Origin of the sequence: Paenibacillus vini (assembly GCF_018403325.1) — a bacterium.
GTDB classification, from domain to species: Bacteria; Bacillota; Bacilli; order Paenibacillales; family Paenibacillaceae; genus Fontibacillus; species Fontibacillus vini.
Window position 1 is genome coordinate 15,147 of sequence record NZ_BOSL01000002.1, and the last position, 17,033, is coordinate 32,179.

A 17,033-nucleotide genomic window follows, 5' to 3' on the forward strand; every position below is an offset into this window, starting at 1 on the left:
CTCTTATGGAATTATCCGTTTTTGTCTTATTAGGAGGAGACAACCATGGCTAACGATAAAGTGGAAGATTTGCTGAAATACACCGGGATCAGTCCGAAACCGGACGATTTTGATGCCTATTGGGATCGGGCGTTGAAGGAACTGGACGCTCAACCGCTCGATTACGAACTGGTGGAGGCTGATTTCCAGACGCCGCTTGCCGCGTGCTACCATCTGTATTTTACCGGTGTCGGCGGTGCAAGAGTGCATGCGAAATTTGCCAAGCCAAAACAACTCCAATCCGAAAAGGGACCCGGGCTCGCTCTGTTTCACGGTTACCATACGGGCAGCGGAGACTGGTCCGATAAAGCGTCCTACGCCGCCCACGGCATTACGGTGATCGCGATGGATTGCCGGGGACAGGGAGGGATGTCCGAGGACAATTTCATTACAAAAGGCACGACGTTGAAGGGGCATATCATCCGCGGCATCGATGAGGAAAATCCCGATAAATTGTATTACCGTAACGTGTTTCTCGACTTGGTGCAATCCGTCCGGATTTTAATGTCCATGGATCAGGTCGATGAGGAGAAAATTGCGGTGCACGGCTGTTCCCAAGGCGGAGCGCTTACGGTAGCTTGCGCTGCTTTGGAACCGAGAGTGAGTCTGGCGATCCCGGTATACCCTTTCCTGACGGATTATAAAAAAGCATGGGAAATGGAGATTACGTCATCCGCTTACGAAGAAATCGCTTATTATTTCCGGTTTATGGATCCGCTGCATCAGCGGCAGGATGAGGTTTTCAACAAGCTCGGCTATATCGATATTCAGAACCTTGCGGACCGGATCCGGGCCCGGGTTGTATTTGTGACAGGCTTGGCCGATACGGTTTGCCCGCCTTATACGCAGTTTGCAACCTATAACAAGATTCAATCGGACAAGGAACTCGTCGTATACCATGAATATGGTCACGAGTACCTGCCTTATTTGGGCGACCGAGTTATGCAGGAATTATTGAAAATGTAATAAAAAGCAGGTCCTATCATGAGGAACAGGTTCAAAGGGGGAATTGGAATGAAGATCCATCAACCGCATCATACAAAAAGTCCTTATACCCGATTTCGCGAAATTGGAATTCATCCATCGAAGTCGGTAGGAGCACGTTTGTTTTTTATTTTTTTCGTAGCCACTTTGGTCTTCGTTTTGAGCCTGGGTATAGTTTCTTATCAAATGTCCAGAAACACGATTGAACGTAACGCAGAGCTGTCTAACCAGCAAACGGTCAATCAGACGGCGGAGAAGCTGGAGCTGGTGCTGAAGCGATACGAGGATTCGCTTCAGCAATCGATGTTCAGTAATGAAATACAGGATCTGGTACGGCAAGGATCGTTAAGCGGTACCGAAGCCAGACAACAAATCATCATCAAGCAGAAGCTAACTTCGGCGCTCGGAAACTGGGCGTTTTCTAACCCGGGAGTATTGGGCGTATATCTGATTCCTGAGAATGATGTCATGCAAAGCGTAACGTCCGGGATGAAGGATGATGCTTTCTTTGAGGGCGCCAAGCAGGCGGAGTGGTTCGAACAGGCGCTGGCAACGGACAAAACGGTCTGGATGGCGGAAAAGGAAGGCGGGCAGGGGCAAGGACCTTCAGCATTGTTCCGTTTGGCGAAGGCATTGCCGGGTTCGGTCGGGACAAGCTATGTCATCGTAGCCGACATTAAAAGCTCCGTATTAACTGAAGAATTGAAAAAAATAAGTCTTGGCGACAAGTCGGTGGTTCAGCTTATTTCAGCGGACCGGGATTTGATTGCTTCCTCGGCCGAGGCCGGGCAAGCGGGGCATGATGCCGTTATGGGTAACGTGGATCCGGAGCAGGAACGCGGGAGCCTGCATGGTAAGGATGAGGACGGGAACAAAAGCTTAACCGTATTCAGTACGCTAGGTTCTGCGAAGTGGCGGTTGATCAGCGTCATCCCTGTCGATGAACTGATTAAGGATGCCAAGAAAATCCTAATGACCACTTATTTATCCGCATTGATCGTAGCATTGATCGCAGTCGCCGTTGGCTTTTGGATGGCCAGAACGATCGCCGGTCCGCTCATTAATATGAAGATGTTAATGCGTGAAGCCGCCAAAGGTAACTTAACGGTGCGGATGAGCTCCCGAAGCAAGGATGAAATCGGAGAATTGTCCCTTTCGTTTAATGAAATGATGGAACAGATTACGGGGCTAGTCGATCAGACCGGCCAGACGGCGCTGGAAGTACTGGACACGGCCAGGGAGCTTGGCGAAGCTTCGCGCAAAACGGCGGTCTCGGCCAAAGAAATCGCAGCGGCTACCGAACAGATCGCCATCGGAGCAACGAATCTGGCCCAGGAAGCGGAGCGCGGCAACGAGCTGACGGAGCAAATGTCCGGGCAGATGCGGCAATTCATTGAAGTAAACCGGGAGATGGGGGACTCGGCGGTCAGTGTCGGAGAATCCAGTGAACGGGGGATCGGGCAACTGGAGGAGCTGGAAATCCAGACCGGTTTGACCGGACAAAAGACCGGAGCCTTGGTGGAGAGGGTAAACGATCTGAAAGAGACGACCTCCTCGGTGCTTCAGGTATTGGATGTCATGCAAAACATTACGAAACAGACGAATATTTTGTCGCTGAACGCGACGATCGAAGCGGCGAGAGCAGGAGCGGCGGGCAAAGGATTTATGGTCGTGGCCGATGAAATCCGCGGATTGGCCGAGCAATCCAGGCAATCGATCGAAATGGTCGCCACGATTGCGGACGGCATCATGCATGAAATGAATGAGACGGTTGCCGCTCTGTCCGAAGTGACGCCGTTATTCGGCAGGCAGAGGGATGCGGTTCAAGAGACGAATGAGATATTCTTTGCCGTCCGAGAGGAGATGAGGGCGTTTATCGAACGCTTGGACACGGTGACGGACTCGATCGGCCGGTTGTATGATTCCCAGTCCGTGTTGTCCGAATCGATGAGCAATGTAAGCGCCGTAGCGCAGCAATCCTCCGCGACTTCCGAGGAAGTGGCTTCTTTGAGCGGAGAGCAGCAGGATGTCAGCGAAATGCTTGTCCTTTTATCCGGAAAGCTGGAGCAGGCCTCGGCGAAGCTTAAAGAAAAATTGTCGGTTTTTAAGTTTTAATTCAAATTGGCTTTTGTGTTGTTTGTTATCTAAATATTATCAAAATATAATAATTATATTATTCAATTAGCGCTAACTTTATTGTTTTATTTGCTTCTTGATGCTAATATTTATGACGTAGACAAAAATATTAGTACCTGAAGGGAGGTTAGTGCTCATTTTTTTATTGCACTCATTATGAACTGAAGGGGTGAGGTTTTTGAAGAAAATTAGAAGAGGGGGAACAGCCGCCCTCCTGGCAGCAGTTTTGACGCTGCAGTTAGCGGTGCCGATGGGTTCCATTCAAGCCGCCGGTACGACGGTGGAGAAGGCTCAGACCATTGCCGTTCAGAGTGGAGCGCATTGGGCGCAGTCCAGCATCGATCAATGGACGGGCTATGGGGTAGTCAAAGGTTATCCGGACGGGTTGTTTCATCCGAATGAAAAGGTAACCCGGGCCGAATTGGCCACGATCATTAACCGGATGTTTGGTTTCTCAGCGAAATCAGATAAGCCGTTTGCGGATGTTCCGGCGGAAGCCTGGTACAGCGATTCCATGGCGATTGCAGGAGCCGCAGGGTACTATGAAGGATTTCCCGGCAACTTATCGAAGGCCACTGCCAATGTAACCCGGCAGGATGCTGTAACCTTGATTTCGAAAGCGTTCTCACTAACAAATGAAAGCGCTGTTAAACCGACGAATTACCAAGATGAACAAGATATCAGCGAATATGCCCGTAAAGCGGTTTCGGCATTAAGCGGGGCCATCTCCGGTTATCCGGACGGCACGTTCCGCCCGAACCAGCCTATGACCCGGGCAGAGCTCGTTACCGTGCTGGATCATCTGGTGAGCAAGTTTTATCATAGTGCGGGAACCGTTACGGGCGGAGAAGCTGCCGGCCATGTCATGATTAACCGGACCGGTGTAATTTTGAAGGACAGCAGCATCTCCGGAAATCTGTACCTGACTCCTGGAATTGGTAACGGGGATGCCGAACTGCATCAGGTAAAAGTACAGGGGACGGCGTTTGTATCGGGAGGCGGAGACCAATCGATACATATTGCCGACTCGGAAATAACGAACCTGATCGCTAATCGTATCGGCGGCAAGGTAAGGATCGTCCTGTCGGGAACGACTCGATTGGGACATGCTGACTTTAACACTGCGGCTATTTTGGAATTGGGGAACGGTACCGCAGTCTCCAGTATCACAATCGGCAGTGGAGCGGCCGGTACTACGCTGGAAGGACAAGGCAGCATCGGTGAAATCACGGTATTGGCTGATAATGTCGAGATTAACGGTCAGACCGCTGAAAAGAACAAGAAATACGCTCTTCAAGGCGGGAAATTACAGGTAATCACGCAATCAGGTACTACGCCTAATCCGGGTGGTACCGCCAACGGCGGCTCGAGTTCCGGTTCAGGGAGCGGCGGCGGTTCGGGGACCGATCCGGGGACGCCTGGAGTAAAAGGCGTGAATCTGGTAGATGATCAGGCGACGGCTGAGACGAAATCGCTGTTTGAGTACCTGAATGAAACGCGCGGTAAGAACGTTTTATTCGGGCATCAGCACGATACCACGGTTTCTTTTGCCGGGAAAGACGATCAAGGCCGAACCATATCGGACGTAAACAATTCAGTTGGAGACTATCCGGTAGTATTCGGTTGGGACACGCTTAGCCTGGATGGGCTTGAGAATCCTCCGGGCGTATCCGGAGATTACGAAGCGAGCCGCATCGCGCTTTCCAAAGCGATGAAGGAAGCATATGAGCTCGGCGGAATCGTGACGCTGAGCACGCATCCGTACAATCCGGTCACGGGGGGCACCTTCAATGATACGAGTAATACCGCGGATGCTACACAATCCGTTGTAGCTCGAATTCTGCCGGGCGGCGACGCAAACGGCAAATTCCGCGAATATCTGGATCGGATCGCCGCTTTCGCCAACCAGTTGAAGGACGATAACGGCAAACCGATTCCCGTATTGTTTCGTCCGTTCCATGAGCAAAACGGCGGCTGGTTCTGGTGGGGAGCGGCCACGACGACGAAGAGCGAATATGTGGAATTGTACCGCTACACAGTGGAGTATTTACGGGATGTGAAGAATGTAAGCAACTTCCTGTATGTATATTCACCGAACGGACCGTTTAACGGAAATCCGAATGAATACTTGACTACCTATCCGGGAGACGAGTTTGTCGATATTCTCGGCATGGACCAGTATGACAACAAGGAAAATGCAGGCAGCGAAGGGTTTTTGAACGGGCTTGTGAAGGATCTGGCCATGATTTCGAAGCTGGCGGACAGCCGCGGCAAGGTTGCGACCTTGTCGGAATACGGCTACAGCGCCGCTGGGATGAAAACGACCGGAAACAACGAGCTGAGCTGGTTTACTAAAATCACGGATGCTATCAAGAGCGATCCTGATGCCAAAAGAATATCCTATATGCTGACTTGGGCCAATTTTGGCGAAGGTAACAATTTGTTTGTACCGTATAAGGACGTTCCGGGAAAAGGCAGCCATGAGCTGTTGCCTGATTTCATCAAATTTTATAACGATCCTTACACGTCTTTCTCCAGAGATGTTAAGGGAGCGAATATTTATAACCGTACCGTCATCGCTGCGAGTGAAAAACCGTTTATGCATATCGTGACTCCTACGAATATAGGAACGATCAGCGAAGCGCCTTCGGTCATTCGTGCCAAAGTACTGAACACGGTACCGGCTAAAGTAACCTACAGTGTCGGAAGTAACGGGACGGAAATTGAAATGAAGCTGGACGCCGACGGTTATTATTCTGCTGAATGGCTTCCTAATGGGGCGTTAAACGGTGGAACGGCAGACATTACAGTCCGGGCCTACCTTTCAGGTGGAGCAACCCTGGATCAAACCGTTTCGGTATTCGTAAAAGTTCGGGAACTTGCCATCAAGCAATACACGTTTGATAAGGCTGACGATCTTGAAGCGGTTAAGAACAACGGATCTTGGCCTGAAACAATAACACTGGGCCTTGGTCATAGTTTAGTCGATGGAGATGGCAAGCTGGAATTCTTGGTATCCGGTCTGGAGGCTAAAGACACCTGGCAGGAGTTGAAACTGCAGTTGACTGACAAGGCCTTGTCGGATGTTGATTTGGCTAAAGTCAAGCGCTTGAAGCTGTCTGCACTCATTCCAGTGTCACTGGATGGAACTGGAGCAGCAATACACGCAGTTGCGATGTATCCGGAAAATTGGAGTCAGAAATACAACGCCACCAAGCAGTCATTAAATGAACTGGCTCAAGTAACGATTGCCGGCAAAGCTTACTACAAGTATGATGCTGTCATTGAATTAAATGATGCGGAGGCCGCTGCTAAAGCATCGGGATTGGCGGTTTCTTTAGTAGGAAGCTCGTTGCAGCAAAACGGCATCGAATCCATTTATGTTGACAATTTGGGTCTGTTCAGTGCTTATACGGCTCCGATTAAGGATACGAATCTAGTGGATGATTTCGAAGCCTATGGCGGATCCGATGATGCAGTATCGTCGAAGTATCCGAAAGCGGGCGGAGACGATGTAAGCGTTAGTCTAGATTCGGTTCACAAGCTGAATGGCGACTATGGAATGAAGCTGCAGTACGGTATCGGATCGGCTGGATATACGGGTGTGGGCAAAAACCTGGGCACCGTAGACTGGTCGGATAGCAATGCGCTGCATCTTTGGATAGCAACGGGAGATACAGGAGCCTATGCAGAAGAAGGCAAACCGCTCAAACTGGTTATCCAGCTTCAAATGGAGGGCAACAATTATTACGAGGCATACCCCGAGCTGGATGCCTCCGGCAAGAAAGAACTGACCATTCCATTCGGCGAGTTCAAACGCCCTTCTTGGAATACAGGCGGGCCGATCTCCAAGGAAAACCTGAAAAAAGTGACCGCCTTCAACATTTATGTGAATTCCATGGATAACGGCGCGCATAACGGGATCCTTTACTTTGACGATATTCGTGCGGTGAAGGACAGCAAACTTCCGGAAATCCCTGATAACGGACAAGAAACGCCAGGTTTGCCGGCGGGCGTGTTATACAAATTTGAGTCCGCTGGGGATGTCGATGGATGGAGCCTGGGCGAAAATTCAGCCAAAGCGCAAGCTCCAAAATTTGATGATTCCGAGAAGGCGCTGAGCGTTGAATTTCCTTTGGTAAACACGGGTAAATTCGAGAATGGCAAATCTAAAGAAGAGTTTGAAGTATACAATTCGACATCCAGTTTGAACCTTAAGGGTCTGGACAGCATTACCGCACAAGTGAAATTAAGCCAAGGCACAGCCAAAGCCCGTCTGTTCCTGAAGAGCGGATCGGAATGGACTTGGTCTGACAGCGGTATAGCAGCTGTCGATTCCAGCGGCTACACGAGCTTGACGATTTCGTTACCTCAAGTTGCAACGGGCGAAAAGGTAGATTTGAAAGATGTCAAGATGATCGGTATCAAGGTCGAGGATATTGGAAACGACGGCGGAAATGCCGTGCTTTATTTAAAGGATATTACTTTGAATAAAGCCGAGCCGCAGCTTTTCTTCGGTTTTGACAAGGATGCGGAAGGCTGGGCGAAAGAAGCGGGCAATGTCACAGTGACTCAGGCGGTTTACACGGAGGACGGGCAGGACTGGAATGTTCTGAAGAACGAAGTGAACTGGCAAGCAGATGGGGAATTTATGGCAGTCGGCAGAAAAGCTGCCGTAGACTTTAGTCCTTACGACGGTATCGAAGCGAAGGTGAAAATCGTTTCCGACATTCCAGGCGTTCAAGCTAAACTCTTCATCAAACTACGGAATGAAGGAATCTGGATCGATTCCGGCGCTTTTACTGATGACGGGGCAGGCTTCACGACATTGCGAATTGATTTTTCCAACATGAACCCATATCTAAACGATCTCACAGCTCCTCCTTTTACTAAAGAAGATCTAAAGGCAGGCAATATTGTAGGCGTCCAAATTGTTGCACCGGACGGTTTCATAGGAGATGCAATCGTATATATTGATGAAGTAAAGGGATATCATAAGAACTAATAACTTACAGTTTGATCAAAAGGAGCGGATTCCCCGTTAGATCGGAGGATCCGCTCCTCTTGTATTTAGATTGAAACCGGAGATAGAACTATACAGCGCTTCAATGCTATAATGTTGTGAATCAAGCAATGTTTCCACAAATAGCAATAAGATGTCTGGAGAGAATGTTATGAGCCAAAAAGTAACCATGCAGCATGTGGCGGATGCGGCAGGAGTATCCAAATATGTCGTTTCAAAATCGCTTTCCGGCAAAGGAGGCGTCAATACGGCGACCAGGGAACGCGTGCTGCAGATGGCCGCAAAGCTGGGTTACCGGTTTCAGGCACGCACAACCGGGGCTGACGGAGGATCGCCGGATGGGGATGAAACGGGGAAAACAACGGTTGTGGTGCTGCTCCCTAATGTGCGTTATCAGCTTCTGGATTCGGTATACTGGGGACGGATCGTGGACGGGATCACCCAGGAGCTGGAGGAGAGTAATGCCAGAGCTGTCGTGATTACGGATCAGACCGCGGACAGTTTTTTATCCCTGGTCCATCAGGACAATATACAAGGCTTTATCGGGGTCGGACAGGTCAGTCCCCAAGTGCTTCAAGAGGTCGGAAGACTACAGGTGCCCATCGTGCTGATTGATCACGAGGAACCGCTGGTTAAAGCCAGCGAACTGTTTGCCGACAACAGGGAGTGCACCTCCCAACTCACGCATCATTTAATCTCTTTAGGGCATCGCTTCATTTACTTTGTGGGGAATACGGATTATTCATTGAGTTTCCTCAGCCGCTGGAAGGGATATAAGGATGCGATGGAGGAAGCCGGGCTGGAAGTGCCGAAGCAGCATCCGCTCACAGGTCTTCAAGGTGAGACAAGGGTTGAGCATACGGAGCAGATTCGATCCATTCTGGAGGATATGAAGGGACAGGAGGACTTCCCGACCGCATTAGTCTGCGCCAATGACGCCATCGCGACCTGCGCGGTAAGCGCCTTAAGAACGATGAATATTGGCGTTCCCGATCAAGTATCCATTACGGGGTTCGATAATATTGAGGATGCTTTTTTGTCTGAGCCTCGGCTTACTACAGTAAATGTTGAAAAAGAATTGATGGGCAAACGGGCAGTGCAGGTTCTGTTCAATCATATGAACCACCCGGAATTTCCGAAGGAGACGATTTATATGTCGGCTTCCATCATCTACCGGGATTCGATTACGAACCCGCCTGAGTCATAATTGAGATGAATTGTCCACTTAGCGGTCTCACTCATTGATGCAACCCTTTGCAACTGATATAATAAATTGATTGTACTTCAAGGATTTGTGGTGGGGGTAAGGATGACTGACATTAGAGCAAGACAAGAGAAGATACGGAATTTCAGTATTATCGCTCATATAGACCATGGTAAATCGACGCTGGCGGACCGGATACTTGAATATACCGGGGCGCTGACCTCGCGGGAAATGCAGGAGCAGGTTCTGGACAAGATGGATCTGGAACGTGAACGGGGCATCACGATCAAGCTGCAGGCCGTACGTTTGACCTATCGCGCAGACGATGGGGAAGAGTACCTGCTTAATTTGATCGATACGCCGGGACACGTCGACTTCACTTATGAGGTCTCCCGAAGCCTGGCCGCTTGCGAAGGGGCTTTACTTGTGGTGGACGCGGCGCAGGGTATTGAAGCTCAAACCCTGGCCAATGTGTATCTAGCACTGGATAACAATCTTGAAATATTGCCTGTCATCAACAAAATCGATCTTCCGAGCGCGGATCCGGAGCGGGTGAAGCAAGAGGTCGAGGACGTGATCGGGCTGGATGCCAGCGAAGCCGTGCTTGCTTCGGCGAAGGCCGGAATCGGCATCAAAGAAATTCTGGAACAGGTCGTCCAGAAGGTTCCCGCTCCGACGGGAGACCCGGACCAGCCGCTCAAAGCGCTGATTTTCGATTCGCATTACGACCCTTACAAGGGCGTTATCGTTTATGTGCGCGTCGTTGACGGACACATCAAGTCCGGTTCGAAAATAAAAATGATGGCGACGGACAAAACCTTCGAAGTTATCGAGGTCGGTGCCTTCAAACCGAGCATGACGATTGTGGACGAGCTGAAAGTCGGAGACGTAGGGTTTATCGTTGCCGGCATCAAGCATGTGGGCGACACCCGGGTCGGGGACACGGTAACAGACGCGAAGAATCCGACCGCAGAGCCGCTGCCGGGTTACCGGAAGATCAACCCGATGGTTTACTGCGGTCTCTATCCGATCGAAACCTCGGATTATAACGACCTTCGCGAAGCGTTGGAGAAACTGCAACTCAACGACGCCTCGCTCAGCTTCGAGCCGGAAACGTCTAGCGCACTCGGCTTTGGTTTCCGCTGCGGATTCCTCGGCCTGCTGCACATGGACGTTATCCAGGAGCGCATTGAGCGCGAATTCAATATTCCGCTCATTACAACCGCGCCGAGCGTAATTTATCGAATCACCCTGACGAACGGAGAGACGATTTCGATCGATAACCCTTCGAACTATCCGGAGGTCGGAAAGATCGAATACGTGGAAGAACCTTATGTGAAGGCAGCCATTATCGTTCCGAACGATTTCGTGGGGACCGTCATGGAGCTTTGCCAAGGGAAACGCGGCGAATTCGTGAATATGGAATACCTCGATACGACACGGGTAACGATCACTTATCAGATCCCGCTGGCGGAAATCGTATATGATTTCTTCGATCAGTTGAAGTCGAGCACGAAGGGATACGCCTCATTCGATTACGAGTTGTCCGGCTATCGCCAGTCCAATCTGGTTAAGATGGATATTTTGCTTAATAGCGAACAGGTTGACGCTTTGTCCTTTATCGTACACCGGGAACGTGCCTACCATCGCGGACGGATCATTTGCGAGAAGCTGCGTGAGCTCATTCCGCGGCAAATGTTCGAGGTGCCGATTCAGGCATCCATCGGAACGAAGGTCATCGCTCGCGAAACGGTCAAAGCGATGCGCAAGAACGTCCTCGCCAAATGCTACGGCGGTGACATTTCGCGGAAACGGAAGCTGTTGGAGAAGCAAAAGGAAGGCAAGAAGCGCATGAAGCAAGTCGGCAATGTCGAAGTGCCGCAGGAAGCTTTTATGGCGGTACTGAAAATAGACGACAAATAAAAATGCGCGTCGGTGTGATCGACGATCCAAGGAAAGCCTGCGGGCTTTCCTTTCCTTGTAGGAGCCGAATCACGTAAACAGCCAGTTACTATAGAAGAAGGCCATACCAAGAGCTGCAAAAACTGTAGCGAAGCAATATTAAGGAGGCATTACCATGAATCGGATCACAGATCAGCAGGGCCAGGGAATGCCTGAGCTTGGGAAAGAAAACGATGCCGCTCCCAAGGCGGTTTATATACACATTCCTTTTTGCACGAACAAGTGCTTTTATTGCGACTTTAATTCGTACGTGCTGAAGGATCAGCCCGTGATGGATTATTTGCGGGCGTTGGATCGAGAGATGGAGCTGACCGTACAGGCAACCCCTCCCGGTGAAATCAAGACGATTTTTGTCGGCGGAGGTACACCGACGGTGCTTAACCCGCAGGAGATGGAGTTCTTCCTGAAATCGGTTCGCAAAAACTTTCCGGACTGGGCGGAAGACATCGAGTTTACTATGGAAGCAAACCCGGGTACGACGGATGCCGAAAAGCTGGCGGTCATGAAGGCCGGCGGCGTCAACCGGGTCAGCTTCGGAGTTCAGGCGTTCCAAAATGAGCTGCTCTCGGGAATCGGCCGGATTCATAATACGGACGATGTTTACAGGAGCCTGGAGAATGCCCGCGAGGCGGGACTTCATAATTTGTCGATCGACCTGATGTTCGGTCTGCCGAACCAGACGGTCGAAATGCTGGAGTACAGCGTCGGCCGGGCGCTGGAACTGGGGCTGCCGCATTATTCGATCTACAGCCTCAAGGTGGAGGAAAACACGCTGTTCCATACGCTTTTTCAAAAAAATCAGCTCCCGCTTCCCGGTGAGGAAGATGAACTGAAAATGTACCTTCTGCTTATGGAGCGCATGAAGGCCGCCGGATACAAGCAGTATGAGATCAGCAATTTTGCCAAGCCGGGCTATGAGAGCCGGCATAATATTACTTATTGGCGAAATGAGGATTATTACGGGCTGGGCGCCGGAGCCCACGGTTATGTCAAACGTCAGCGCCATATGAATATTAAGGGCGTCAATCCGTATGTCGAAGCTGCCAAGCAAAAGCTCCCGAGACTGGACCAATTCCCCGTATCTAAGGAAGAGGCCATGGAAGATTTCGTGATGGTCGGCCTTCGCATGCTGGATGGAATCCGCATGTCCGATTTTACCGCCCAATTCGGGGTTACGCTGGAGGAAACGTTCCGTAATCAGCTGCATAAGATGACCTCGGCGGGTTTGTTGGAGATGCATGAAGATCATGGCGGTTATCGTCTCAGCGAAAAAGGAGTTCTGTTCGGCAATGAGGTGTTTGCCGAGTTTATCGGCGCATTGACGACGTAATCGGGTTGATCGGCCCTGCACTGGAATTGTGAGCTTGTGCAGATAATTACGCATTTTCTCTCTTGAACTTTTATACGCCATCATGTATATTTATTCATATCAGTTTTTAGGATGGGTTCGAGGGGGAGAGACTATGCAGGCCGTAACCGTGTGCAGACAAGCGACAATTGAAGATGTCGAGCCGATTTATATAATGATTGAGAATTACAGTCGTCAAGGGATTATGCTGCCGCGCTCCCGCGCCGTGCTGGAACGGCAGATCCATGATTTTGTCGTCGCTGAAATTGACGGAATCGTCGTAGGCTGCGGTTCGTTATGCAAGCTGGGTGAAGAACTGGTGGAAATCCGGTCGCTTGGCATTGCGGAAGGTTACAAGGGCCGGGGACTCGGATCCATGCTCGTTGAGCAGCTTGTGCATGAAGCCAAGAAACGCTCGCTATTCAAGGTAATGGCTTTGACCTATGAGGTTTCTTTCTTCTTGAAGAACGGATTTACCGTAGTGGAAAAAGAAATTTTTCCCGAAAAGGTTTGGACGGATTGCGTAAACTGCGCCAAGCAGCATGCTTGCGATGAAATAGCCGTACTTAAGATACTGAACTGACTTGACAATCGTCAGGTTGGTTTGGTATTTTTGTATTAGTGATTAGCACTCAACAGACTAGAGTGCTAACGAGCTTCAAACATTCAGTAAACAGGAGGGATTTCCATGTTGACGGAACGCCAAAGAATGATTCTGACGGCTATTGTAGATGACTATATTCGATCGGCGGAACCCGTGGGATCCCGAAGCATCTCCAAACGGGGGGATGTCGGGTATAGCCCGGCTACCATCCGCAACGAGATGGCCGATCTGGAGGAACTCGGATTTCTGGAGCAGCCGCATACTTCGGCCGGACGCATTCCTTCCCATAAGGGATACCGGTACTATGTGGATCACTTGGCTCCACTAAATCTGCTTGAGCCAAACGAGTTCAAGATGATGAAGACTTTCTTCGCGGAAAAATTGAATGCAATCGAACAGGTTGTGCAGCATGCCGGAACGATACTGTCCCATATGACGAATTACACTTCCATCCTGCTTGGGCCGGAAGTTTTTCATACGTCTCTGCGGCATTTTCAGCTGCTTCCGCTCGGCGAGAACACGGCGGTTGCCATTATTGTGACAAGCACGGGCCAGGTCGAAAACAAAACGGTTTCGATCCCGTCCGGAGTTTCCGTGTCCGATATGGAAAAGGTCGTGAATTTGCTTAACCGGAAGCTTACAGGGGTACCTATTTATAAGCTGAAGACGGCTCTATACAACGAAATCGGGCAAGAGATGCAGCGGCATGTCGAACATTTCGAGGAACTGATGAACGTACTGGATGAAGCGCTGGATGGCGGTCAAGACGGACAGCGTCTGTTTCTCAGCGGAACGACAAATATGCTGAATCAGCCCGAGTTCAGGGATATCGATAAAGTGAAAAGCATACTCGACCTATTCGAAGAAACGCCGACCTTAATGAAAATGATGATTTCAGCGTCGACGGGCACCGGCATTCAAGTAAGGATCGGGACCGAGAACGACCACCAGGCTTTCGCGAACTGCAGCCTGATTACGGCGACTTACGCCATCGAAGGCGAAGCCGTAGGGACGATCGGCATTTTGGGACCGACCCGTATGGAATATGCCCGGGTGATCGGGATTTTGGATATATTATCTAAAGACTTGACCAAGTTTCTATCCCGGCTGCATTAATAATGAAAATGAGCAAACTAAGCGTACCAGACAACATGGCAACATTTATAGCTAAGGAGGTGACATCTTGAAGGAACAAGAGCCGATTCAGGATAACATCCAGACGGGTGTGGAAGAAGAGTTTAATATGAACGGTACTGAGAATCAGGACCCGAACCGGGTGGAAGAGCCCGAGGTGTCCGCAGAAGAGGTTCAGGAGACTGGATCTGTAGGCCAAGCCGAGCTGGACCAATTGCGGGCTGAAGCGGAGGACCACAAACAGCGTTTGCTCCGTACGCAGGCCGATTTCGATAATTTCCGCCGTCGCACGGTGAAGGAGAAGGAAGAGCTTGGTAAATACGCTTCCTCCAAACTTATCGTCGAATTGCTGCCGGTCATTGATAACTTTGAACGCGCATTGGGCACGGTGTCGGAGAACGCAGATGTTTCTTCTTACGCCAAAGGGGTGGAAATGATTTTCCGCCAGTTTGAAGGTGTATTAAAAGCGGAAGGCTTGACTCCGATGGAGTCGGTAGGCACGCCGTTTAATCCCGAGTTTCATCAGGCGATCATGCAGGTCGAAAGCGATGAATATGAGGAAGGCATCGTTGTGGAAGAAGTTCAGAAGGGTTACCTGCTGAAAGATAAAGTGCTTCGTCCGGCGATGGTTAAAGTCAGCGGTTAAACTGAACCGAACAGAAATTATGAAACAGCAACCAATTAAGGAGGATAATTTCCTATGAGTAAAGTAATCGGTATTGACCTTGGAACCACAAACTCTTGCGTTGCGGTTATGGAAGGCGGCGAAGCTGTCGTAATTCCGAACCCGGAAGGCGCGCGTACAACCCCTTCGGTTGTAGGCTTTAAGAAAGACGGCGAGCGCGTTGTCGGTGAAACGGCAAAACGTCAGGCGATCACGAATCCGGACCGTACAATCATGTCGATCAAAAGACATATGGGTACGAACCATAAGGAAAGCATTGACGGCAAAGATTTCACGGCGCAAGAAATTTCCGCAATCATTTTGCAAAAATTGAAATCGGACGCCGAAGCCTATCTTGGCCAGCCTGTAACACAGGCGGTAATTACGGTGCCTGCTTACTTTAACGACAGCCAGCGCCAAGCTACCAAAGATGCCGGTAAAATCGCCGGTCTTGAAGTATTGCGCATCGTCAACGAGCCGACTGCTGCGGCATTGGCTTACGGTATGGAGAAATCCGAAGATCAAACAATTCTCGTATATGACCTTGGCGGCGGTACCTTCGACGTATCGATTCTGGAACTCGGCGACGGCTTCTTTGAAGTTAAAGCCACTAGCGGGGACAACCGTCTCGGCGGCGACGACTTTGACCAAGTCATCATCGATTATCTGGTAGCAGAATTCAAGAAAGACCAAGGCATTGATCTGAGCAAAGACAAAGCGGCTGTACAACGTTTGAAAGATGCTGCTGAAAAAGCGAAAAAGGAATTGTCCGGCGTTCTGACGACGACCATTTCGCTTCCGTTCATCACCGTTGCTGACGGCGTGCCTCAGCACTTGGAATTGAACCTGACCCGCGCTAAATTCGAAGAATTGTCCGCAGATCTGGTTGAACGGACTTTGGGACCTACTCGCCGTGCACTCAGCGATGCCGGCATGACTCCTGCCGACATTAACAAAGTCGTGCTGGTGGGCGGATCTACCCGGATTCCTGCTGTACAGGAAGCCATCAAGAAACTGACCGGTAAAGAGCCTCATAAAGGCGTGAACCCTGACGAAGTTGTTGCCTTGGGCGCAGCCGTACAAGCGGGCGTTCTGACCGGCGACGTCAAAGATGTCGTATTGCTTGACGTAACTCCGTTGTCGCTGGGGATTGAAACCGCTGGCGGCGTGTTTACGAAAATGATCGAGCGCAACACAACGATCCCTACAAGCAAATCGCAAGTCTTCTCGACCTATGCGGATAATCAACCAAGCGTTGAAATCCACGTACTTCAAGGGGAACGCGAAATGGCTGCAGGCAACAAGACCCTCGGACGCTTTATGCTGGGCGACATTCCTTTGGCTCCGCGCGGCGTGCCGCAAATCGAAGTCAGCTTCGACATCGATGCCAACGGGATTGTCAACGTGTCGGCTACCGACAAAGGCACTGGCAAGAGTCAGAAGATCACAATCACTTCCTCCAGCGGCTTGAGCGATGATGAAGTGGAACGCATGATGAAAGACGCCGAGCTTCATGCCGAAGAAGACAAGAAGCGCAAAGAACTAGTTGAAGCCAAAAACAACGGCGACCAACTGATCTACAGCGTTGACAAGACGCTGAAGGACCTTGGCGATAAAGTCGATGCGGCTGAAACGGAGAAAGCGAACGCAGCGAAAGAAGAATTGAAAAAAGCGCTGGAAAGCGATAACCTGGAAAGTATCAACTCGGCATCCGAAAAGTTGACCGAGATCGTACAACAGTTGTCCGTTAAGCTGTACGAGCAAGCGGCACAGGATCAACAACAGGCTGAAGGCGCTCAAGGAGCATCGGCTGCAGGCGGTAAAGACAATGTAGTCGACGCCGAATATGAAGTTGTGGATGAGGACAAGAAGCAGGACTAAGAACTGGGCTAAATCACAGGTTGCATGACCGGTGAATAGACTTAGGTGAACTGG

At 50.3% G+C, this 17,033-nt stretch carries 10 protein-coding genes; all 10 read left to right on the top strand.

Features of this window, described 5'->3' with window-relative positions:
* Nucleotides 1–45 precede the first annotated feature (45 nt).
* Nucleotides 46–1,005 carry an acetylxylan esterase gene (locus tag KJS57_RS03410; RefSeq protein ID WP_213653800.1) on the top strand — a complete coding sequence of 320 codons (960 nt, stop codon included), beginning with the start codon at nucleotides 46–48 and terminating at the stop codon, nucleotides 1,003–1,005.
* Nucleotides 1,006–1,053: 48 nt separating this feature from the next.
* Nucleotides 1,054–3,138: a methyl-accepting chemotaxis protein gene (locus KJS57_RS03415; protein WP_213653801.1), complete on the top strand. Its 2,085-nt coding sequence runs from the start codon at nucleotides 1,054–1,056 to the stop codon at nucleotides 3,136–3,138.
* Nucleotides 3,139–3,337: 199 nt separating this feature from the next.
* A complete protein-coding gene (locus KJS57_RS03420) occupies nucleotides 3,338–8,164 on the top strand; it encodes a glycosyl hydrolase (RefSeq protein ID WP_213653802.1) in 4,827 nt (1,608 codons plus the stop codon).
* A gap of 169 nt (nucleotides 8,165–8,333) precedes the next feature.
* Nucleotides 8,334–9,389 carry a LacI family DNA-binding transcriptional regulator gene (locus KJS57_RS03425; RefSeq protein ID WP_213653803.1) on the top strand — a complete coding sequence of 352 codons (1,056 nt, stop codon included), beginning with the start codon at nucleotides 8,334–8,336 and terminating at the stop codon, nucleotides 9,387–9,389.
* A gap of 102 nt (nucleotides 9,390–9,491) precedes the next feature.
* Nucleotides 9,492–11,309 carry a translation elongation factor 4 gene (gene lepA, locus KJS57_RS03430; RefSeq protein WP_213653804.1) on the top strand — a complete coding sequence of 606 codons (1,818 nt, stop codon included), beginning with the start codon at nucleotides 9,492–9,494 and terminating at the stop codon, nucleotides 11,307–11,309.
* A 187-nt stretch (nucleotides 11,310–11,496) separates the two neighbouring features.
* Complete coding sequence (gene hemW / locus KJS57_RS03435; RefSeq protein ID WP_244861407.1) at nucleotides 11,497–12,678, top strand: radical SAM family heme chaperone HemW; 1,182 nt, start codon at nucleotides 11,497–11,499, stop codon at nucleotides 12,676–12,678.
* Nucleotides 12,679–12,811: 133 nt separating this feature from the next.
* Nucleotides 12,812–13,279: an N-acetyltransferase gene (locus KJS57_RS03440; RefSeq protein WP_213653806.1), complete on the top strand. Its 468-nt coding sequence runs from the start codon at nucleotides 12,812–12,814 to the stop codon at nucleotides 13,277–13,279.
* Between the two features lie 105 nt (nucleotides 13,280–13,384).
* Nucleotides 13,385–14,416, top strand: coding sequence for a heat-inducible transcriptional repressor HrcA (hrcA, locus tag KJS57_RS03445; RefSeq protein WP_211019870.1), 1,032 nt, complete (start codon nucleotides 13,385–13,387; stop codon nucleotides 14,414–14,416).
* Nucleotides 14,417–14,483: 67 nt separating this feature from the next.
* Nucleotides 14,484–15,080 (top strand): nucleotide exchange factor GrpE, encoded by a 597-nt coding sequence (grpE, locus tag KJS57_RS03450; protein ID WP_244861385.1) that lies wholly within the window; start codon nucleotides 14,484–14,486, stop codon nucleotides 15,078–15,080.
* A 54-nt stretch (nucleotides 15,081–15,134) separates the two neighbouring features.
* Nucleotides 15,135–16,979 (top strand): molecular chaperone DnaK, encoded by a 1,845-nt coding sequence (dnaK, locus tag KJS57_RS03455; RefSeq protein ID WP_213653807.1) that lies wholly within the window; start codon nucleotides 15,135–15,137, stop codon nucleotides 16,977–16,979.
* Nucleotides 16,980–17,033 lie beyond the last annotated feature (54 nt).